The following is a 19,939-nucleotide window of genomic DNA, read 5'->3' as shown; positions in this document are numbered from 1 at the left end:
GCGTGGCCTTGCTGCTTCACCCTTCTACATCACTTCGCTTTTGCAAACGCCGTATCGAGTCCCGGCGCGGTAACGCGCCCGCGGTCATTGGTGGCGGCGAAACGCAGTTCGGCATCCATCGACGTGACGAACCAGGCCCCGTCCGGTGCCGCATGGAGCGGTTCCGCGGCGCCTTCGCGCAGCGCGACGGTCAGCCCGTCGCCACTGCGGGCGATCGTGAAGTCGCCCAGGCCTTCGATCACGTACTTGCCGGGCAGCGCCGCCAGGGCCGCGGCGGGCGTGGCGATCGCCGTGCGCACCTTGGCCCGCTGGGTCGGCCAGTTGTAGGCGCTGGCCACCGCGCGCACGAGGGCGCCCGCCAGTTCGCCGCCCCGGTCGCCGTTGGTCATCACGGCTACCCCGTCGCCCCGTTCCGTGTAGGCGATCAACGTATTCTGGTACCCCGCGTTGGCGCCGCCGTGGCTGAACGATTGCGCCTGGCCGGTGCCGTCGATGCGCCAGCCCAGGCCGAAGTCGTCCAGCACCGGCGCCAGCATCAGCTGCGTCATCGATTGCGACAGCACCTTGTTCGATTGCCCCGCCGCCGACAGCCTGACCTCGATCGCCAGTTTCGCCAGGTCGGACGGCGTGGACCACAGGCCGGCCGCCGCCAGTTCCGGATAGGTGTGCGGGCCGCCGGCGATCGGCTTGCCACTGCCGTCATGGGGCAGGGCGGCGCGTGCCAGCAGCGCGGGTGGCAGCGGTTGCGCAAACGTGCTGTCGTTCATCGCCAGCGGTTTCAGCACCGTATCCTGCGCCACCTGGGCGAATCCGGACTTGGTGCGTTCGCCGATCACGTACTGGATGACTTCGTACCCGCCGCCGGAATAGCGCCACTTCGTGCCCGGTTTGGTGGCCACATGCACGCCGCGCGTATTGGCCGGCGCGGCGCCGTTGAGCAGTTGCACCAGCGTCGGCACCTTCGCACCCGCCGCGTAGCCGGGGAAGCCGTGCACAGTGGTGCCGGCCGTGTGCGACAGCAGCTGGCGCAGCGTGACAGGAGAATTGTCGACCTTGTTCGGCAGCTTCCACCACTGGCTGTAGCCATTGATGTTGGCGTCCAGCGCCAGCGTGCCCCCTTCCACCAGCTTCAGCGCGGCCAGCGCGGCGACCGGCTTGCTGATCGAGCCGGCCTGGAACAGCGTGCCCGGCGTGACGGGGGCGCCGCCCGGCGTCACCACGCCATATCCCTTGGCCCATTCGATTTCGCCGGCATGGATCACGGCGATGCTGGCACCCGGCACGCCGAGGCGGGCCATTTCATCGGCCAGCCGGCGCTGCACCGGCGCGGCCCCGGCGATCACGACGGCCGGCTGCAGACCGCTTTCCACGGCGGCGATGCGCGCCGCCAGGCCAGGGTCGGTGGCGGCCGTCGCGGGCAGCGCGCAGAACAGGAGAGGGAGAAGGGGCAGGAGTGGCAGGCGCGATGGGTGCTTCAAGGGCGGCTCCGGAAGTCGGGGGACGTCCGAGTATAAGTCAGATGCGAGTTAAAATAGCCCCTTTATATCCAACGCCTCAGACTGAAATGACCACTGCTCCAGCAAAGATTCCAGCCAACCCGCCCGCCAACCCGGTCCGTACCCGTTTTGCGCCCAGCCCGACCGGCTTCCTCCACCTGGGTGGCGCCCGCACGGCACTGTACTCGTGGGCCTATGCGCGTCACTTCGGCGGCACCTTCGTGCTGCGCATAGAGGATACCGACCTGGAACGCTCCACGCCGGAAGCCGTGCAGGCGATCATCGACGGCATGCAGTGGCTGGGCCTGGACCATGACGAAGGGCCGTTCTACCAGATGCAGCGGATGGACCGCTACCGCGAAGTGATCGGCCAGATGCTGGAGGCGGGCACCGCCTACCACTGCTATTGCACGCCGGAAGAAGTGGAGGCGATGCGCGAACGCTTCCGCGCCGCGGGCGAAAAGCCCCGCTACGACGGCACCTGGCGCCCGGAAGAAGGCAAGGCGCTGCCCGCCATCCCGGAAGGCCGCAAGCCGGTGGTGCGCTTCAAGAATCCGCTCGACGGCGACGTCACGTGGCACGACGTAGTGAAGGGGCCGATCACGATCTCCAACAAGGAGCTCGACGACCTGGTCATCGCCCGCACCGACGGCACGCCCACGTACAACTTCTGCGTGGCGGTGGATGACTGGGACATGCGCATCACCCACGTGCTGCGCGGCGACGACCACGTGAACAACACGCCGCGCCAGATCAACATCCTGCGCGCGATCGGTGCCCAGTTGCCGGAATACGGCCACCTGCCGATGATCCTCGGCTCGGACGGCCAGAAGCTGTCGAAGCGCCACGGCGCCGTCAGCGTGATGGAATACCCGGCCCAGGGCTTCCTGCCGGAAGCGATGCTCAATTACCTGGCGCGCCTGGGCTGGAGCCATGGCGACGACGAAGTGTTCTCGATGGCGCAGTTCTGCGAATGGTTCAACCTGGAGCACCTGACCGCGTCGCCGGCGCAGTTCAACAATGAAAAGCTGGCGTGGCTGAATAATCACTGGATCAAGCAGGCCGACAATGCGCGCCTGGCCGCACTGGCCGGGCCGCGCATGCGGGAAGCGGGTGCCGTGTTCGACGGTGCTCCCGAGCTGGCCACCGTGCTGGCGCTGTTCAAGGAGCGCGCCAACACCGTCAACGAACTGGCCGATGCGGCGATGCTGTTCTACCGCGACCCGCAGCCGGATGCGGCGCTGATGGCGCAGCACTTCACCGATGCCGTGAAGCCGGCGCTGGCGCTGTTCGCCGAGCGCATCGCCACGGTCGAGTGGAGCAAGGAGGCGATCGCCGCGATGATCAAGGAAGTCCTGGCCGCCAACGGCCTGAAGATGCCGCAGCTGGCCATGCCGCTGCGCCTGATCGTCACCGGCCAGCTGCAGACGCCGGCGATCGATGCCGTGCTGCAGTTGTTCGGCCGCGACGTCGTGCTGGCACGCGTTGGCAAATATTTGTAAGCGAAAGCATTGAAATCTTTCATTCGGGTATTTGCGTTTTCTTAAACCGCTGCTATACTTCTGTCTCTTCGCAAACGGGGGTATAGCTCAGCTGGGAGAGCGCTTGCATGGCATGCAAGAGGTCAGCGGTTCGATCCCGCTTACCTCCACCAGTTTGGCGAAGGGTGGTAGTAGTAAATGTAGTAAGAAAACAGTAGTAAAGTAGCAGCGCGGAAGTTCCGGGTCCCCATCGTCTAGAGGCCTAGGACATCACCCTTTCACGGTGAGTACCGGGGTTCGAATCCCCGTGGGGACGCCAAGGTTTTGAAGTTGAAGTTGGTAGTCGAAGTTTGTTGTCGAAGTTTGTTGTCGAAGTTTGTTGTAACTGTCGCGGCATGTAGTGATGCCAGTCGCGGCGGTGGTAACAAAAGTCGCGTGAGCGGCTTTTATTTTGTCTGTGCCAGCGGGGGTATAGCTCAGCTGGGAGAGCGCTTGCATGGCATGCAAGAGGTCAGCGGTTCGATCCCGCTTACCTCCACCAGAGGCGCAGATGAAGCGAGTTGAAGTAGGTTAGGGCAGTCCAGGGTCCCCATCGTCTAGAGGCCTAGGACATCACCCTTTCACGGTGAGTACCGGGGTTCGAATCCCCGTGGGGACGCCAGCAGCTTGATGCTGGCAGCAGTAGAAAGAAGTAGCAGTAGCAGTACATTGTCTGTGCCAGGGGGGTATAGCTCAGCTGGGAGAGCGCTTGCATGGCATGCAAGAGGTCAGCGGTTCGATCCCGCTTACCTCCACCACCGCGCGGACAAGCAGTCACGGAAGTTCCAAGGTCCCCATCGTCTAGAGGCCTAGGACATCACCCTTTCACGGTGAGTACCGGGGTTCGAATCCCCGTGGGGACGCCAAAGCAGTTGCGATGATCAAGCCGCCCCGAGCGGCTTTTTTGTTTTTCGCGCCGCGCATCGCGAAGTTCCTTTGCCCTTCCGCCAGCCTTCTTCCAAAGTTCCGCTTCCAGCTCGAAATTCTCTCCTTGTTCCCGCGCGGTTCCGACCTACACTCAAAGCATTCCCCGTCGTGAATGCCTGGAGGGAGGCGCATATGGAAATGCATGGCTTCGGTTCGTTCCTGAACACCTATCTCCACCGCATGCGCGCCCAATCGCATCGCTGGACGGCGCGCGAACCCGACTGGGCGATCGGCGCACTGGCCGGCTTCGGGGCGGGCGGCATCGTGATGCTGGTGGAGCTGGCGTTCGCGGCCGCCATCGGCACGGATCCGTGGCGCACGCCGCGGCTGGTCGCCGCACTGGCGCTGGGCTCGTCGGTGCTGCAAGTGGGCGGCTACAGCCTCGAAGTGCTGGTCGCCGCGCTCGCCGTGCATTACCTGCTCGGCACCTTCTTCGGGCTCGTGCTGGCCGCGCTCATGGCGCCGTTCCGCCTCGACTCCAGCGTTGTCATGGCCGTCACCACCGGCATCGTGTTCGGGCTGCTGCTGTACCTGTTCAATTTTTATGTGATCACGAGCGTATTGCCGTGGTTCGCCGAGATGCGTGGATGGGTCACCGTGCTGGGGCACATCGAGTTCGGCGTGATGGCGGGGCTGATCTACCGGATGCTGGAACGGCGGCGCTGAGGCGGACATGGCCATCGCGCTGGCAGTCACGCTGGTGTTGATCGCCGTCGGCGCGGTGGTGTTCCACTTCGTCAGCCCGTGGCAGCTCACGCCGATCGCGTCGAACTGGCATGCGATGGACGATGCGCTGTGGCTGACCTTCGTGATCACCGGTGTCGCCTTCGTCGTGCTGCACCTGTTCGTCGCGTATGCGCTGGTGCGCTTCCGCCATCGCGCGGGCCACCGCGCCTCGGCAGCGCATGGCAACCCGCGGCTCGAGTGGTGGCTGGTCGCCGTCACCACGGCCGGCATCATCGGCTTGCTGGCGCCGGGGCTGGTCGTGTACGCCAAGCTGATCGACCCGCCCGCCAGCGCGCAGGTATTCGAGGTGATGGGCCGGCAGTGGCAGTGGCATTACCGCCTGCCCGGGCGGGATGGCAAGCTTGGCGGGGCAGGCACGCAGTTCATCACCGGCGCCAACCCGTTCGGCATCGATCCACGGGATGCGCATGGCCAGGACGACGTTCTGGTGCAGGGCCAGGAACTGCACCTTCCGCTGAACCGTCCGGCGCTGGCGCTGTTGCGCGCGCAGGACACGCTGCACGATTTCTACGTGCCGCAGTTCCGCACGCGGATGAACATGGTGCCCGGCATGACCACGCAGTTCTGGTTCACGCCCGAGCGTACCGGGCGCTACGAGGTCCTGTGCGCGCAGTTGTGCGGCGTGGGCCATTCGAACATGCGCGGCTGGGTTGTCATCGACGAACCCGCCGCGTATGCCGAGTGGCTGGCGCAGCAGCCCACCTTCGCCGGCGCAACGGCCGGCGGAGCGGGAGGATCGGGCGCTCCGGGCTCTTCCGGCCTGCCAGGCGCCCCCGGCGGTCCTGCCGAGCCTGGCAAGGTAGGGCAGCTGCTGGCGCAGCAGAAGGGCTGCATGGCTTGCCACAGCGTCGATGGCAGCCGTGGCGTCGGCCCGTCGTGGAAAGGCCTGTACGGCAGCACCGAAGCGCTCGAAGGCGGTGTCACGGCGAAGGTGGACGACGCCTACCTGCGGCAGGCGATCAATGCGCCGCAGGCCAGCGTGGTGCGCGGCTATCCGCCGGTGATGCCGCCGGCAGGGCTGACGGACGCGGAGCTGGCGGCCGTCGTCGACTATATCAAGACGGTGCGCTGAGCAATGCACCGGGCATAGCACCGAACAATGCACCGCGCGATATACCAGGCAATGCACCGAGCAATGCACCAAGCAATGTACTGAGCAGCGCACCGGGCCACGCACCGGCTTTTCAACCAGGCGCACGGGAGGACGGATGTCCGACGAGACCGAAGAACTCCATGGCGCCGCTGGCGACGTGCTCCCCGGCGGCGCCCATGGCGAAGCGGAAGAGGACCATGCGCCCACGGGCTTCCTGCGCCGCTACGTGTGGAGCCAGGACCACAAGGTGATCGCCATCCAGTACACCATCACGGCCCTGGTGGTGGGCGTGATCGGCATCGTGCTGTCCGACCTGATGCGCCTGCAGCTGGGCTTCCCCGGCAAGTTCGAGTTCATCGATCCCGCCACCTATTACCAGTACATCACCATGCACGGCATGATCATGGTGATCTACCTGCTGACGGCGATCTTCCTGGGCGGCTTCGGCAACTACCTGATCCCGCTGATGGTGGGCGCGCGCGACATGGTGTTCCCTTACCTGAACATGCTGAGCTTCTGGTTCTACCTGCTCGCCGTGCTGATCCTGGTCGCCAGCTTCTTCGTGCCGGGCGGGCCCACCGGCGCGGGGTGGACGCTGTATCCGCCGCAAGCCATCCTGCCCGGCACGCCGGGTGTCGAGGCCGGCATCGTCGTCATGCTGGCGTCGCTGCTGGTCTTCATCGTGGCGGCCACCATGGGCGGGCTGAACTACGTGACGACGATCCTGCAGGCACGCACGCGCGGCATGACCCTGATGCGCATGCCGCTCACCGTCTGGGGCATCTTCATCGCCACGATCCTGGCGCTGCTGGCTTTCCCCGCGCTGTTCGTGTCCGGCGTGATGATGCTGCTCGACCGCGTGCTGGGCACCAGCTTCTTCATGCCGGCGATCGTGTCGATGGGCCAGCAGCTGGACTACAGCGGCGGCAGCCCGCTGCTGTTCCAGCACCTGTTCTGGTTCTTCGGCCACCCCGAGGTGTATATCGTGGCGCTGCCCGCCTTCGGCATCATTTCCGACCTCATCAGCGTGCACGCGCGCAAGTGCATCTTCGGCTACCGCATGATGGTGTGGGCGATCGTGATCATCGGTGCCCTGTCGTTCGTCGTCTGGGCACACCATATGTATGTGTCCGGCATGCATCCATGGTTCGGCTTCTTCTTCGCGGTCAGCACGCTCGTGATCGCCGTGCCCACCGCGCTGAAGGTGTACAACTGGACGCTGACACTGTGGCGCGGCGATATCCACCTGACCGCGCCGATGCTGTTCGCGCTCGGCTTCATCAGCACCTTCCTGATCGGCGGGCTGACCGGCCTGTTCCTCGGCAATGTCAGCGTCGACATCCCGCTGTCGAACACGTACTTCGTCGTCGCCCACTTCCACATGGTGATGGGCGTTTCGCCCGTGCTGGCCGTGTTCGGCGGCATCTATCACTGGTACCCGAAGGTAACAGGCCGGATGTACCACGAAGGCATGGCGCAGCTGCATTTCTGGATCACCTTCCTGGGCGCGTATGCGATCTTCTTCCCGATGCATTACCTGGGCCTGCTCGGCATGCCGCGCCGCTACTACGCCTACGACAACTACAACTTCATTCCCCCCTCGGCGCAATCGCTGAATGCCTTCATCACCGTGGCGGCGCTGGTGGTCGGCATCGCCCAATTGCTGTTCCTGGCAAACCTGGCGTGGAGCGTGCGGCGGGGCCGCCCGGCCGGTGGCAATCCGTGGCGTGCCGGCAGCCTGGAGTGGCACACACCGGAGACGCCCCCTGCCCACGGCAACTGGGGCGCGCGCCTGCCCGTCGTGTATCGCGGGCCGTACGGCTATGGCCGCAGCGGCCCCGAGGGCGATTACCTGCCGCAGGACGTGGGACCCGACGAACCCGACGAGCCCGATGAGCCCGATAAGTCCGACAAGTCCGGTAAGTCCGATGGCAGGGCCGGGCGCGCCGGGGCGCCGATGCCGGGGCCGGCCGGCCCGACCGAAGGAGGGCAACGAACATGATGACGCAAATGCTCCGGCTCTGCGATCCGCGGTGCCCGTTCCAGCCGGACGGCTACTGGCCCGGGTCCGGGCCGGCGCCGTACGGCACCCGCGAAGTGGGCTTGTGGACGTTCATCGGTGTTGTCTGCACCCTGTTCGCGCTGTTCGGCGCGGCGTACCTGATGCGCATCGGCTACGAGGACTGGCGCCTGCTGCCGCCGGTGCCATGGCAGCTGTGGCTGTCCACGGCGCTGCTGGCGGCCGGCGACGTGGCCTGGCCGCTGGCGGCGCGCGCGGCATCGCGGCGGCACCTGCGGCTGGCGCACCGGATCGGCTTGCTGGGCTGGACCTTGTCCGCGGCCTTCGTGGCCAGCCAGCTGTGGGCCTGGGATGCCATGGCCGCGCAGCGGGTCGTCATCTCGGCGGGGCCCGCCGCCGGCTTCTTCTACATGCTGACGGGCTTGCACATCGTCCACGTGGCAGGCGGCATGCTCGCCGCCGCGTGGGTGCTGGCGCGGCGCCGGCCGGACGACGGCCTGTGGCTGCGCGAGAGCCTGGCCCTGTGCGCGCGCTACTGGCATGCGCTGCTGCTGCTGTGGTGCGCCGTGTTCGGCCTGCTGTTCGGGCTGACGCCGGAGCTGGTGCGCGACGTGTGCGCGGCCGTCGGCATCACCATCCGCTGAAGGGAGAGGCCATGTCCGCGCAGCCTGGAGCCGCCCCGTCCGATCCGGAGCCGCCGCGCGCCGGCTGGCCCGGCAGGGCGGCCGAACTCGCGTCCGACCTGTCGGGCGACCGGCAGATGTTCCACGTCCCCTGGGGCAAGGCGATGATGTGGATCTTCCTGCTCAGCGACACCTTCATCTTCGGCACCTTCCTCACCGGCTACATGTCGGTGCGGATGGCCACCACCACCGGGTGGCCGAACCCCAGCGAAGTGTTCGCGCTGACGATCGGCGGCGTACACCTGCCGCTGATCCTGATCGCCATCATGACCTTCGTGCTGATCTCGAGCAGCGGCACGATGGCGATGGCCGTGAACTACGCCTACCGCCGCGACCGCAGGCGCTGCGCGGCGCTGATGGCGGGTACGGCCGTCTGTGGCGCGCTGTTCGTCGGCATGCAGGCGTTCGAATGGAGCAAGCTGATCGCCGAGGGCGTGCGGCCGTGGGGTAATCCGATGGGCTCGGCCCAGTTCGGCGCCAGCTTCTTCATGATCACCGGCTTCCACGGCATGCACGTGACGGCCGGCGTCATCTACCTGGCCATCGTCGCGTGGCGCGTCGCGCACGGCGCGTACGAACGCAAGGGCTACGAGATCGTCGAGATCGCCGGACTCTACTGGCACTTCGTCGACCTGGTCTGGGTCTTCATCTTTGCCTTGTTCTACCTGTGGTAAGGAGGCGCCATGGAAGGCCAGCAACATCCGGTTGGGCTGTACCTGAAGGTGTGGGGATTGCTGTTCGTGCTCAGCGCGCTGTCGTACCTGGTCGACCTGCTGCACGTGGAAGGCTTGCTGCGGTGGACGCTGATCCTGGCACTGATGATGGCAAAGGCCGCGCTGATCGTTGCCGTGTTCATGCACCTGCGCTGGGAACGGCTGGCGCTGGTGTGCGTGGTCGTGATTCCTCCCACGGCCCTGCTGGTACTGGCGGGAATGATGGCGACCGAGTCCGATTACATCTTCTCGCTGCGCAGCCTGTATCCACGCTAGGGCACGCATGCCGCAATTGGCGTTGCCGGACAGTACGAGTTTCACCCTTGTAACGGCATGTGGCCCGGTGCTATAATGCGCGCACGCTTTTACGACGTCCCCATCGTCTAGAGGCCTAGGACATCACCCTTTCACGGTGAGTACCGGGGTTCGAATCCCCGTGGGGACGCCAGGTTTTGCCGGGATCGCTTCAAGCCTTCCGTGCACGATCAATAAATTTGAGCACGTAAAAAGTCGTCCAGGGTCCCCATCGTCTAGAGGCCTAGGACATCACCCTTTCACGGTGAGTACCGGGGTTCGAATCCCCGTGGGGACGCCAAGATTATTCATGGCATGCAGTGCCGTCCGTAAAAGCCGCCCATCGCGGCTTTTTTGCTTTTTACCGTTCCCCCATGAGCCAACCCATCACGCTGGCGCTGTTCTGCAAGGTCGTCGACAACTACGGCGACATCGGTATCTGCTGGCGCCTGGCCCGGCAGCTGGTGCGCGAGCACGGCATCGGCGTCACGCTGTGGGTCGACGACCTCGACAGTTTCGCCCGCATCTGCCCGCAAGTCGATCCGCTGCTCGCTGCCCAGCAGGTAGCGGGCGTCTCCGTCTATCACTGGCGCGACCAGGAAGGCACGTATTACCCGGAAGACGTGGCCGACATCGTCATCGAATTCTTCGCGGTCGATATCCCGCCCGGCTACGTGACGGCGATGGCGCAGCGGCAGGCCAAGCCCGTGTGGCTGAACCTGGAAGGCTTGACGGCCGAGGAGTGGGTCGAGGGCTGCCACATGCTGCCGTCGATGCATCCGCGCCTGCCGCTCACCAAGCATTTCTTCTTTCCCGGCTTTACCGGCAAGACGGGCGGCCTGCTGCGCGAGGCGGACCTGCTGGACGAGCGCGACCGGTTCCAGCGCGATCCCGCGGCGCTGTCCGCCTTCCTCGGCGGTCTCGGCCTCTCTGCTGCCGAGCAGACGGCCTGCAAGGTGTCACTGTTCTGCTATCCCCATGCGCCGGTGGCCAGCCTGTTCGACGCATGGCGGCAGGGTGGGGCGCCGGTGGCGTGCCTGGTGCCGGAAGGCGTGGCGAAGGATGAGGTGCGGGCTTTCCTCGGCACCGAACCGGTGCGCGGCGCGGTGTGCACGCGTGGCATGCTGACGGTACGGGTGCTGCCGTTCGTGCCGCAGGCCGAGTACGACCGCCTGCTGTGGGCCTGCGATGTCAATATCGTGCGCGGCGAGGATTCTTTCGTGCGGGCACAGTGGGCAAATCGTCCATTTGCCTGGCACATTTATCCGCAGGATGAAAACCTGCATCATAAAAAACTGCGGGCTTTCCTCCTGCGTTATAGCGCCGCGCAGTCAGGCGCGCAGGCCGGCACGCAGTCCGGTGCGCAGTTTGATAATCATGCCGAAGCGCTCGAGCGATTCACGCTGGCATTCAACGGCGTCGAACAAAACGCGGATTGGCCGGCCCTTTGGCAAAACTTGTCCGGTCGTCTCGACCAATTGGCATGCCGCTCTGCCAATTGGCAAAATGCGCTGTTGGCAAATGGCGACCTGGCGGCCAATCTCCTCGCATTCGCCCGATCCATGCGGTAGGCGCCGTATCGAGAACATGATATGATGAGCGGTTAGTGAAACCCATTTTTAGTAGGTACTCTCTCTTATGAAACCCGCAAAAGAAATTCGTGTTGGCAACATCATCATGGTTGACGCCAAGCCCTTCATCGTGCTGCGCTCCGACGTCAACGGTTCGAGCCGCACGGGCTTCACCTACAAGTGGAAGATGAAGAATCTTCTGACGAACGCCCCGCTGGAAAACGTCTTCCGCGGCGACGACAAGTTCGACGTGGTCGTCCTCGACAAGAAGCCGGTGACCTACTCGTACTTCGCCGATCCGCTGTACGTGTTCATGGATGAAGAGTACAACCAGTACGAAATCGAAGAAGAAAACCTGGGCGACGCGCTGAACTACCTGAAAGACGGCATGGCATGCGAAGCCGTGTTCTATGACGGCAAGGCGATTTCCGTCGAACTGCCGACCACCATCGTGCGCCAGATCGTTTACTCGGAACCGGCCGTCAAGGGCAATACCTCGGGTAACGTGCTGAAAGAAGCCAAGATCGAAAACGCGATCGAATCGAAGCAGCACACCGTGCAGGTTCCGCTGTTCGTGAGCCAGGACGATTCCATCGAAATCGACACCCGCACCAACGAATACAAGCGCGTGATCCGCAACTAAGCAATTCGCGCCGCTTCCGAAAAACGCTGCCTCGCGCAGCGTTTTTTTTTCGCCCTGCCAAAAGTTTCCTGAAATCGGGGACTGTCCCCATTCTGCGGAAATGTTTCCTGAAATCGGGGACTGTCCCCGCCAGGTTTGCAATACTTCTTGTTGTCGGGTTGCGTCAGACAAGCAGGCGCGACAGCCTACGTGCAAGACCTTTACTCCATCCGCCGGAGCAGCGACGCACAAAGTAGCGTTGTGAAAACATTTACTCAGATCGGGGACGGTCCCCGTTTCCAGGAAATGTTTCCAAAAAATGGGGACTGTCCCCGGTGTTGTTTCGCGACCAGCTCAGCCGTGGCACCGCGTGCGTCAGCCCGGTCCGCGCCATTCGGTCAGGTAGTGCTGCGGGGTCTTGCCGAGCAGGCGCCGGAACATGCTGGTGAAGGCGCTGGGGCTGGCGTAGCCGAGGCTGGCCGCGATGGTGCCCACGCTGTCGCCGCGCGCGAGCATTTGGAAGGCATGGGCAAGGTGCACCTGTTGTACCCATTGGCGGTAGTGCAGGCCGGTCTCCTTGGGGAACAGCCGGATCAGCGTGCGGGCGCTGGCGCCGGCGTCCAGGGCGCGGTCTTCGAGGGCGCGGCGGCTACCGGGGTCGTCCATGATGTCGGTGCACAGCGCGCGCAGCCGGCGGTCGCGCGGCCAGGGCACGGCGATCGGCACGGTCTCCATCGACGCCAGCTCGGACAGGATCAGCTGCGCCAGCTGTTCGCCCCGTCCCGGCACGGCATAATCCACCGGTTCGGCCGACAGCGCCAGGATCAGCTCGCGTAGCAGCGCGCTCACTTCCAGCACGCGGCAACCGTCGACCAGCCCGGCGCCCGCCGCCGCGTCGATGTACAGCGTGCGCATGTTGACGCGCGACAGCATCGTCAGCTCGTGCACGATGCCGGGCGCGATCAGCAGCGCGCGCCGGGGCGGGATGATCCAGACGCCGAGCTCGGTACGCACCCGCACCACGCCTTCGCTGGCATACAGCAGCTGCACCCAGGGGTGGCTGTGCGGTACCACGTGTTCGCCATGCTGCGCCTCGGACGGCACGGCCGTCACCGCGCGCGGCAGGGCCAGGAACCTCGGGCAGTAGAGGGTGGAAGCGGTGAGTGTCACTTTGGCGACGAAAATTGGAAGATGACTTCGAGCCGAACATCATACACTGGCGATCCATCATCGATTTCCCAGCCATGATTACCGCATCCAACGCATCCAACGCTTCGGGCGCCGCCAATGCTGTTGCCGACACCTCGGTTGCCACCGCCTCGGCTGCCACCGCCTCGACCGCCACCACCTCGGCCACCACCCCGGCGGCCACCACCCCGGTGCACCAGGGCGCCGTCATGCAGATCCTGTTCTCCGTTGCTTTCGTCCACCTGCTCAACGATTGCGTGCAGGCCGTGCTGCCGTCCATCTATCCGCTGCTGAAGGACCAGTTCGCGCTGACCTTCACGCAGGTCGGCCTGATCACGCTCACATTCCAGTGCACCGCCTCGCTGCTGCAGCCATGGATCGGCCTGTACACGGACAAGCGGCCCTTGCCCTTCCTGCTGCCGATCGGCATGTGCGTGACGCTGGCCGGCGTCGCCCTGCTGGCCACGGCGGACACCTTCGCCATGCTGCTGCTCGCGGCGGGCATGATCGGCGTCGGCTCATCGACCTTCCATCCCGAGGCATCGCGCGTGGCGCGCCTGGCTTCCGGCGGGCGTTTCGGCTTCGCGCAATCGCTGTTCCAGGTGGGCGGCAATGCCGGTTCGGCGCTGGGCCCGCTGCTGGCCGCCGCCATCATCGTCGGCCATGGGCAAAGCAAGATCGCCTGGTTCACGCTGCTCGTGCTGGTCGCCGTGGTAGTGCTGGTCGGCGTCAGCCGCTGGTATGGCGGCCACCTGAAGAGTGCCGTGCGCAAGGCCGGCGTGCAGCACGTGGCACCGCTGCCGCGCGGGCGCGTGATCGCCGCGCTGGCGGTGCTTGCCATGCTGGTGTTCTCGAAGTACATCTACATGGCCAGCCTGTCGAGCTACTACACGTTCTACCTGATCGAGAAGTTCCATGTATCGGTCGATACGGCGCAGATGTACCTGTTCCTGTTCCTGGCCGCCGTGGCGGCGGGCACGTTCGCCGGTGGCCCGATCGGCGACCGCATCGGCCGCAAGCGCGTGATCTGGGCGTCGATCCTGGGTGCCGCGCCGTTCACGCTGGCGCTGCCGTACGCGGACCTGGCCTGGACCGCCGTGCTGTCGGTGGTGATCGGGCTGGTGATGTCGTCGGCGTTCTCGGCGATCGTCGTGTTCGCGCAGGAACTGGTGCCGGGCAAGGTCGGCATGATCGCCGGGATCTTCTTCGGGCTGATGTTCGGCGTCAGCGGCATCGGCGCCGCGGCGATGGGTCACATGGCCGACGTGTCCGGCATCGAGTACGTGTACCGGATCGCGTCGTTCCTGCCACTGCTGGGTTTGATGGCCGCGCTGCTGCCGAAGATGGAACGCTAGAACCTGGAACTTAGATTTCGATAAAGCGCATCTTGAAATTGCGCCCCTTGAAACTGCCGAAGTCGCCGGCCAGCTTGCTGGCCGCGCTCAGCCGGTCGAACGCTTCATACGCCACGCGCCGGTCGATCGCCACGTAGGTCTGGAATTCAGTCACGTTGATCTTGCCGACGTGTTCCTTGGCCAGTTTCGCATCGCCCGTCAGCGCGCCCAGCACGTCGCCGGCGCGCAGCTTGTCCTTCTTGCCGCCGCTGATGCACAGCGTCATCATCGGCGCCGGGTCGCCGTGGCCGGGGTCGTCCTCGTCCAGTTCCGACAATTCATGCCATTCGGCCGGCGTGTTCTGGTATTCCTCGATCAGCTTGACCCATTTCTTTTCGTTCGGCGCGCACAGCGTCAGCGACAGGCCGCTGCCGCCGGCACGGCCGGTGCGGCCGATCCGGTGCACGTGCACTTCGGCATCCTTCGACACGTCGGCGTTGATCACCGCTTCCAGGTCGGAGATGTCCAGGCCGCGCGCGGCGACGTCGGTGGCCACCAGGATCTGGCAGCTGCGGTTGGCGAACAGCACCAGGATCTCGTCGCGCTCGCGCTGTTCCAGTTCGCCATACAGCGCCAGCGCCGAGAAGCCCTGCGCGCGCAGCGTGTCGACCAGTTCGCGGCAATGCACCTTGGTGTTGCAGAAGATGATCGCCGAAGCGGGCTTGAAATGCCGCAGCAGCCGCGCCACCGTTTCGTCGCGCGAGTCGAAGCCGATTTCATAGAAGCGCTGCTCGATCGTCAGCGACGTATGCTGCGCCTCGATCACCACCTCCACCGGATCGGCCAGGAAGGCTTCGGTGGCGTGGCGGATATCGTCCGGGTAGGTGGCCGAGAACAGCAGCGTCTGGCGCCGTTTCGGGCATTCCTTCACGATCGCCGCGATGTCGTCGTAGAAGCCCATGTCCGTCATGCGGTCGGCTTCGTCCAGCACCAGCGTGCGGATGGACGACAGGTCCAGCGTCTTCCGCGACAGGTGATCGCGGATGCGGCCCGGCGTGCCGACGACGACGTGCGCGCCATGCTCCAGCGAAGCGATCTGCGGGCGCATCGGCGAGCCGCCCGTCAGCACCAGCACCTTCAGGTTGGCGATGCTGCGGCCGAGACGGCGCAACTCGTTCGCCACCTGGTCCGCCAGTTCGCGGGTCGGGCACATCACCAGGGCCTGCGTGGCGAACCATGCCGGATTGATGGTGTACAGCAGGCCAATGCCGAAGGCGGCGGTCTTGCCGCTGCCGGTCTGGGCCTGGGCGATCAGGTCGCGGCCTTCCAGCACGGGCGGCAGGCTCTCGGCCTGGATCGGCGTCATCGTGCTGTAGCCCAGCGTTTCAAGGTTGGCGAGGAAGGCGTCGGACAGGGGCAGGGAAGCAAAGGAAGTCATGGCGGGCCCGTGGGCAAAAGGGTAAATCAGTCTAACAGAGCGGTGCGGCGGCATGCCGCACGGCGGTGGGGAACTCAGTCCTTGCGCCAGACGGGCAGGCCGGTCACGTCCAGTTGCGCATCGCGCTGCCAGACCGGCAGGCCGCTGGCATCGGTTGCCTCGAGCAGTTCGAGCTGTTCCTGCCTGAGCGGGATGCGGCGCGCGCGTGGAGCAGGCGGCGCCTTCGGCTCCGGCTCCATCGGTTCGGCCGGGCCGAAGCCGGGCAGGTCGAGCGTCGCGTTGTCTTTCTTGTCTCTCATCGTGTGGCGTGCAAAAACAAAAGCCCGGCTATGGCAGTCGGGCTTTTCATCTGAAGCGGCGCGCAGTGTAACACAGCGGCAACCAGTTGTGCGGGGGGCCACGGCCGGCATTCACAACTGGCGCATCGCTGGGACGTCGTTGCCAGGCCCGTCGGGACATCGCACAGGAGATGGCAAGGAGGTGGTGGAGGAAGTAACCGGGCAGTATCGGACAGCGGAACAGCCCGCCTGCATTATACTAATGCGTTTTAAACAACTCTGGCGGCCTACCGATGTCCGGACACTCCGTTGAATCGCTGCTCTCGGCAGTGCGTGCCCTGGCCGCTGAGTACACCCAGCACCAGCGCATCCTGCGCCTGACCCTGCCGGGCTTCAGCGACGTACTGCTGGCCGAAAGCCTGCACGGCGAAGAAGAACTCAGCCGGGGCTACCGCCTGGAAGTGGCGGCGCTCTCCCTCGACGCCGGCATCGCGCTCAAGTCCCTGCTGGGCCTGCCAGCCCTGCTGGAGCTGCACACCGACAGCGGTCCGGGCGGCATGCGTCCCTTCCATGGCCACGTCAGCGCGGCCGAACTGGTAGGTTCCAACGGCGGCTTCGCCCGCTACAAGCTGACCATCGAACCCTGGACCGCGTTCCTGCGGCTGGGCCGTGACAGCCGCATCTTCCAGGACCAGAGCGTGCTCGACATTTTCGAGACGGTGTTCGCCGCCTACGATGGCAAGGGCACGCTGGCCCCGGCCTGGCGCCTGGACATCGCCGATCCCGAGGTGTACGCCAGGCGCAGCATCACCACCCAGTACCAGGAGAGCGACCTGGCTTTCGTGGAACGGCTGATGAGCGAGGAAGGGCTGTTCTACTTCTTCGGGCACGAAGGCGACGCGGCCAGCCCGGGCCTGGGCCGGCATACCCTGGTGATCGCCGACCACAACGGGGCCTTCCAGCCCAATGCCCAGGCCGCCGTGCGCTTCACCCAGCCCGGCGCGGTGATGCGCGACAACAGCATGGACCGCTGGCGCACGGAAATGCGGCTGCAGGCCAGCGCGGTCGAGGTGGCCAGCTGGGACTACCGAACGCTGGGCACGCGGCCGGTGTCGGCCACGGCGGCGTCGCCGGTGCAGCTGGCCAGCCGCGACATGCCGGGCGCTTACGCCTATCCTTCCAGCGCCCACGGCGACCGCATCGCCGCGCGCCAGCTCGAAGCGCTGCAGGCAAGCCGGGAAACCTATGTCGGTGCGGGCACCGTGCGCGGCATGGCGCCCGGCACCACATTCACCTTGCACGAGCACAGCAAGTTCGATGGCGGCGACGATGCCCGCTTCGCCGTGGTGCGGGTGCGCCACCTGGCCCACAACAACCTGAATGCCGACACCAGCAACGCGCTCGAGCGCCTGCTCGGCGCCTGCCCGGTCAGGCAAGCCAGCCTGGCCGATCTGGCGACCAGCCTGCATGCCACGGGGCGCGCCGAGGGCGAGCGGCCGGTGTACCGCAACCGGATCGACGCGATCCGGGCCAGCACGCCCTACCGCAGCCCATGGGTCGACGGGCGCGGCGCGCTGCTGCACTCGCGTCCGAAGGTGGCCGGCCAGCAGACGGCCATCGTGGTCGGCCCGTCCGGCGCACCGGTTTATACCGACCGCGACCATCGCATCAAGGTGCAGTTCCACTGGCAGCGCGGCAACCAGAGCCACAGCCGCCTGGCGCACCCGGCACCGGACGGCCACACCGGCGCACCGGCCGACGACCTGGCGGGCACCTGGGTGCGGGTGGTAACGCCGCTGGCACCGGTAGCCGGCGCCAACTGGGGCGGCCACGGTTTGCCCCGCGTCGGCCAGGAAGTACTGGTCGACTTCATCGACGGCAATATCGACCGCCCCGTGGTGATCGGCAGCCTGTACAACGGTGGCGGCGAAACGGATGCCCAGAACATTCGGGTGGGCGCCGGCGCGGGCGCCGCGACGGGCAATGCCCCCACCTGGTTCCCCGGCCAGGCGGGCCCGCACGCGCATGCGGCGGTGCTGTCGGGCCTGAAGACCCAGGCGATGGCCGCCAGCCAGAGCGGCGGCGGGGCCTACAACCAGCTGGTGTTCGACGATACCCGGGGTGAACCGCGCGTCGCGCTGCAACGCCACGCGGCCGCGCACGAAGGCACGGATGAACTGAACCTCGGGCACCTGCGCCACCAGGCGGACAACCAGCGGCTCGATCCCGCCGGGTTCGGCGCGGAGCTCAAGACCGAACACAGTGCCGCGCTCAGGGCCGGGCAGGGGCTGCTGCTGTCGACCGATGCCCGGCACGGCGGCGCCAGCCATATCGACGCGAGCGAAGCGGTAACGCAGCTCGATGCCAGCCTGTCGCTGCAGACGGCCCTGGCGGAAACGGCGCAAAAGCACAATGCCAAACTGAAGGACGAGCCCGAGCCGGCGAGGCTGCCCGCCATCGAACAGCTCGAGCATGCGGGCAAGATGCTGGCGGAGCGCGCCAGCGGCAGCGGCGGTGGCGACCACGGCGGCGGCGGCGAAGCGACCGCCTACGGCCAGCCGCAACTGCAACTGTCCAGCCCGGCCGGCATCGCGGCGCTCACGCCGGCCAGCGCCATCGTCGCCGCCGGCGCCACCACCGGCCTGGCCGCGGGGCAGGACATCAACTTCGCATCGCAGGCCAACAGCTTCCACCAGGTCGCGCGCGGCATCAGCCTGTTCACCTATGGCAAAGCCAGCGCCGCGGACAAGCCGAACCAGGAAACCGGCATCCGGCTGCACGCGGCCAGCGGCAAGGTCAGCACGCAAAGCCAGTCGGACGCCACGCGCATCACGGCCGACAAGCTGATCACGGTTGCCAGCATCGCCAAGAGCGTGGCGATCAGCGCGCCCAGGCATGTGATGCTGACGGCGCAGGGCGCCTACCTGAAAATCGAGGGCGGCAACATCATGCTCCATGGGCCTGGAACGATGTCCTTCATGGCCAGCAAGAAGGAGCTGGCCGGGCCGCAAAGCGCCTCGGCCGCGCCGCCGCAATTCAAGGTCGGCGAATTGAAGGGATGCGCGCTGAAACTGGCCGATGCCACCCAGTCCGGCGCGGCGGGAGTGGCACGCTGATGGCGCCTGTCACCGGCGCCATGCGCGAGCCAAGTTCACCGCACGAACTCCTGTACCGGACCCTGCGCGACCAGCAGTATTGCGACGTGCTGGTCGACCGGATGGCCGGCTTTCCGTTCCAGGACGAGATCGAGGCGCTGGCCGACAGCGTGGCGCCGCGCTGCGCGCTGGCCGATCCCATCTTCGAGGAGTCGCCCGACCAGGCGCCGTTGCTGGTGCGCCTGCCCGTTGGCGAGATCGCGTTGATCGAACAAATCCTGGCCCAGGCCCTTGCCGATGCGGGTAGTCCCGCCGTCCAGACCCGGCCCATCTGCGCCTTCGTGTTCAGCCAGCTCGCCCTGGACAGGCTGGCGGCGCACCTGACCAGGTCGATGAACCTGCGCGTGGAAGGGCAGGGGAACATCTACTTCCGCTTCTTCGATCCGCGCGTCGCCCATCACCTGGCGCGCATCCTGACGCCCGAACAGCTGGCCGGCATCTTTCCAGGCATACGGCACTGGGCCTACGTCGATCCCGCGGGCCGCTTGCGGATCGCCGATCACGCGGCCGCCCCGCCTGGCCTGTTTGCACCAACGCTGACGGCCGCGCAATGGCGGGAACTGGCCCGCATCGAAGCCTTCAACCTGGCGGTGCGCCTGCTGCGGCAAGCCGGCCATTCACTGGACGATGGCACAGAGCAGGACATCCACCGTGCATTGCAGGCTGCGCAGGCGGCCGGCCTGGCGTCCAGCGCCGACCAGGCGACCTACGCAGCCTGGAGCGTCGCGCATGGCGATGCCTTCCGGTCGCGGCCCGGCCTGGCGGCGAGCATCGGCACCGCGGTCGACAACGGCATTCCGCTCGCCGACGTGCTGGAGCAGCACATCGGGCGCTCCCTGTGACTGCTCCCTCGATTCACT

Annotated in this window: 16 protein-coding genes and 8 tRNA genes; 20 read left to right on the top strand and 4 right to left on the bottom strand. The window is 66.0% G+C overall.

Annotated elements, in window-relative coordinates; translation table 11 throughout:
* Nucleotides 1-29 precede the first annotated feature (29 nt).
* Complete coding sequence (locus OU994_RS23560) at nucleotides 30-1,478, bottom strand: serine hydrolase (protein WP_281607927.1); 1,449 nt, start codon at nucleotides 1,476-1,478, stop codon at nucleotides 30-32.
* An 86-nt stretch (nucleotides 1,479-1,564) separates the two neighbouring features.
* Here OU994_RS23560 and gltX point away from each other — a divergent pair, with 86 nt between their 5' ends.
* The 17 genes from gltX (at nucleotide 1,565) to OU994_RS23475 (ending at nucleotide 11,707) form a co-directional block, all read left to right on the top strand.
* Nucleotides 1,565-2,998: a glutamate--tRNA ligase gene (gltX, locus tag OU994_RS23555; protein ID WP_281607926.1), complete on the top strand. Its 1,434-nt coding sequence runs from the start codon at nucleotides 1,565-1,567 to the stop codon at nucleotides 2,996-2,998.
* A gap of 76 nt (nucleotides 2,999-3,074) precedes the next feature.
* Nucleotides 3,075-3,150 (top strand) — tRNA-Ala (locus OU994_RS23550).
* Nucleotides 3,151-3,220: 70 nt separating this feature from the next.
* Nucleotides 3,221-3,296 (top strand) — tRNA-Glu (locus OU994_RS23545).
* 146 nt (nucleotides 3,297-3,442) lie between these two features.
* Nucleotides 3,443-3,518, top strand: a tRNA-Ala gene (locus tag OU994_RS23540).
* A gap of 44 nt (nucleotides 3,519-3,562) precedes the next feature.
* Nucleotides 3,563-3,638, top strand: a tRNA-Glu gene (locus tag OU994_RS23535).
* Between the two features lie 60 nt (nucleotides 3,639-3,698).
* Nucleotides 3,699-3,774: transfer RNA gene (locus OU994_RS23530), tRNA-Ala, on the top strand.
* Between the two features lie 32 nt (nucleotides 3,775-3,806).
* A tRNA-Glu gene (locus OU994_RS23525) sits at nucleotides 3,807-3,882 on the top strand.
* A 193-nt stretch (nucleotides 3,883-4,075) separates the two neighbouring features.
* Entirely contained in the window at nucleotides 4,076-4,609 is a 534-nt protein-coding gene (locus OU994_RS23520) for a hypothetical protein (RefSeq protein WP_229420738.1), read from the top strand.
* Nucleotides 4,610-4,622: 13 nt separating this feature from the next.
* Nucleotides 4,623-5,762 carry a cytochrome c oxidase subunit II gene (locus tag OU994_RS23515; RefSeq protein WP_281611699.1) on the top strand — a complete coding sequence of 380 codons (1,140 nt, stop codon included), beginning with the start codon at nucleotides 4,623-4,625 and terminating at the stop codon, nucleotides 5,760-5,762.
* 136 nt (nucleotides 5,763-5,898) lie between these two features.
* Nucleotides 5,899-7,785, top strand: a complete 1,887-nt coding sequence (gene ctaD / locus OU994_RS23510; protein WP_281607925.1) for a cytochrome c oxidase subunit I — start codon at nucleotides 5,899-5,901, stop codon at nucleotides 7,783-7,785.
* On the top strand, nucleotides 7,782-8,447 hold the full coding sequence (locus OU994_RS23505; protein WP_281607924.1) for a bb3-type cytochrome oxidase subunit III: 666 nt from the start codon (nucleotides 7,782-7,784) through the stop codon (nucleotides 8,445-8,447). Before ctaD ends, OU994_RS23505 begins: the two co-directional genes overlap by 4 nt.
* Nucleotides 8,448-8,458: 11 nt before the next feature.
* Entirely contained in the window at nucleotides 8,459-9,160 is a 702-nt protein-coding gene (locus OU994_RS23500; RefSeq protein WP_281607923.1) for a heme-copper oxidase subunit III family protein, read from the top strand.
* 9 nt (nucleotides 9,161-9,169) lie between these two features.
* The gene (locus OU994_RS23495; protein WP_281607922.1) at nucleotides 9,170-9,475 is read left to right on the top strand and encodes a cytochrome C oxidase subunit IV family protein; all 306 of its coding nucleotides are present in this window, start codon (nucleotides 9,170-9,172) and stop codon (nucleotides 9,473-9,475) included.
* Between the two features lie 96 nt (nucleotides 9,476-9,571).
* Nucleotides 9,572-9,647 (top strand) — tRNA-Glu (locus OU994_RS23490).
* A 71-nt stretch (nucleotides 9,648-9,718) separates the two neighbouring features.
* Nucleotides 9,719-9,794: transfer RNA gene (locus tag OU994_RS23485), tRNA-Glu, on the top strand.
* A 73-nt stretch (nucleotides 9,795-9,867) separates the two neighbouring features.
* Nucleotides 9,868-11,064, top strand: coding sequence for an elongation factor P maturation arginine rhamnosyltransferase EarP (earP, locus tag OU994_RS23480; RefSeq protein ID WP_281607921.1), 1,197 nt, complete (start codon nucleotides 9,868-9,870; stop codon nucleotides 11,062-11,064).
* A gap of 67 nt (nucleotides 11,065-11,131) precedes the next feature.
* Nucleotides 11,132-11,707 (top strand): elongation factor P, encoded by a 576-nt coding sequence (locus OU994_RS23475; protein WP_130188430.1) that lies wholly within the window; start codon nucleotides 11,132-11,134, stop codon nucleotides 11,705-11,707.
* A 354-nt stretch (nucleotides 11,708-12,061) separates the two neighbouring features.
* Here OU994_RS23475 and OU994_RS23470 read toward each other — a convergent pair whose 3' ends face one another.
* A complete protein-coding gene (locus OU994_RS23470; RefSeq protein ID WP_281607920.1) occupies nucleotides 12,062-12,856 on the bottom strand; it encodes a helix-turn-helix transcriptional regulator in 795 nt (264 codons plus the stop codon).
* A gap of 227 nt (nucleotides 12,857-13,083) precedes the next feature.
* Here OU994_RS23470 and OU994_RS23465 point away from each other — a divergent pair, with 227 nt between their 5' ends.
* A complete protein-coding gene (locus tag OU994_RS23465; RefSeq protein WP_281611698.1) occupies nucleotides 13,084-14,229 on the top strand; it encodes an MFS transporter in 1,146 nt (381 codons plus the stop codon).
* Between the two features lie 10 nt (nucleotides 14,230-14,239).
* On the opposite strand, the gene dbpA is transcribed toward OU994_RS23465, so the two are convergent.
* Together dbpA and OU994_RS23455 are read right to left on the bottom strand one after the other, a co-directional pair.
* Nucleotides 14,240-15,646: an ATP-dependent RNA helicase DbpA gene (gene dbpA, locus OU994_RS23460; RefSeq protein WP_131144836.1), complete on the bottom strand. Its 1,407-nt coding sequence runs from the start codon at nucleotides 15,644-15,646 to the stop codon at nucleotides 14,240-14,242.
* Between the two features lie 74 nt (nucleotides 15,647-15,720).
* Complete coding sequence (locus OU994_RS23455) at nucleotides 15,721-15,945, bottom strand: hypothetical protein (RefSeq protein WP_131144837.1); 225 nt, start codon at nucleotides 15,943-15,945, stop codon at nucleotides 15,721-15,723.
* Nucleotides 15,946-16,217: 272 nt separating this feature from the next.
* Here OU994_RS23455 and OU994_RS23450 point away from each other — a divergent pair, with 272 nt between their 5' ends.
* Together OU994_RS23450 and OU994_RS23445 are read left to right on the top strand one after the other, a co-directional pair.
* The gene (locus tag OU994_RS23450; protein ID WP_281607919.1) at nucleotides 16,218-19,040 is read left to right on the top strand and encodes a type VI secretion system Vgr family protein; all 2,823 of its coding nucleotides are present in this window, start codon (nucleotides 16,218-16,220) and stop codon (nucleotides 19,038-19,040) included.
* Nucleotides 19,040-19,921 carry a DUF4123 domain-containing protein gene (locus OU994_RS23445; RefSeq protein WP_281607918.1) on the top strand — a complete coding sequence of 294 codons (882 nt, stop codon included), beginning with the start codon at nucleotides 19,040-19,042 and terminating at the stop codon, nucleotides 19,919-19,921. The genes OU994_RS23450 and OU994_RS23445 overlap by 1 nt, the downstream gene beginning before the upstream one ends.
* Nucleotides 19,922-19,939 lie beyond the last annotated feature (18 nt).

Origin of the sequence: Pseudoduganella sp. SL102 (assembly GCF_027856995.1) — a bacterium.
Taxonomy (GTDB): domain Bacteria; phylum Pseudomonadota; class Gammaproteobacteria; order Burkholderiales; family Burkholderiaceae_D; genus Rugamonas; species Rugamonas albidiflava.
This window is presented reverse-complemented; position numbering and strand designations above follow the sequence as displayed.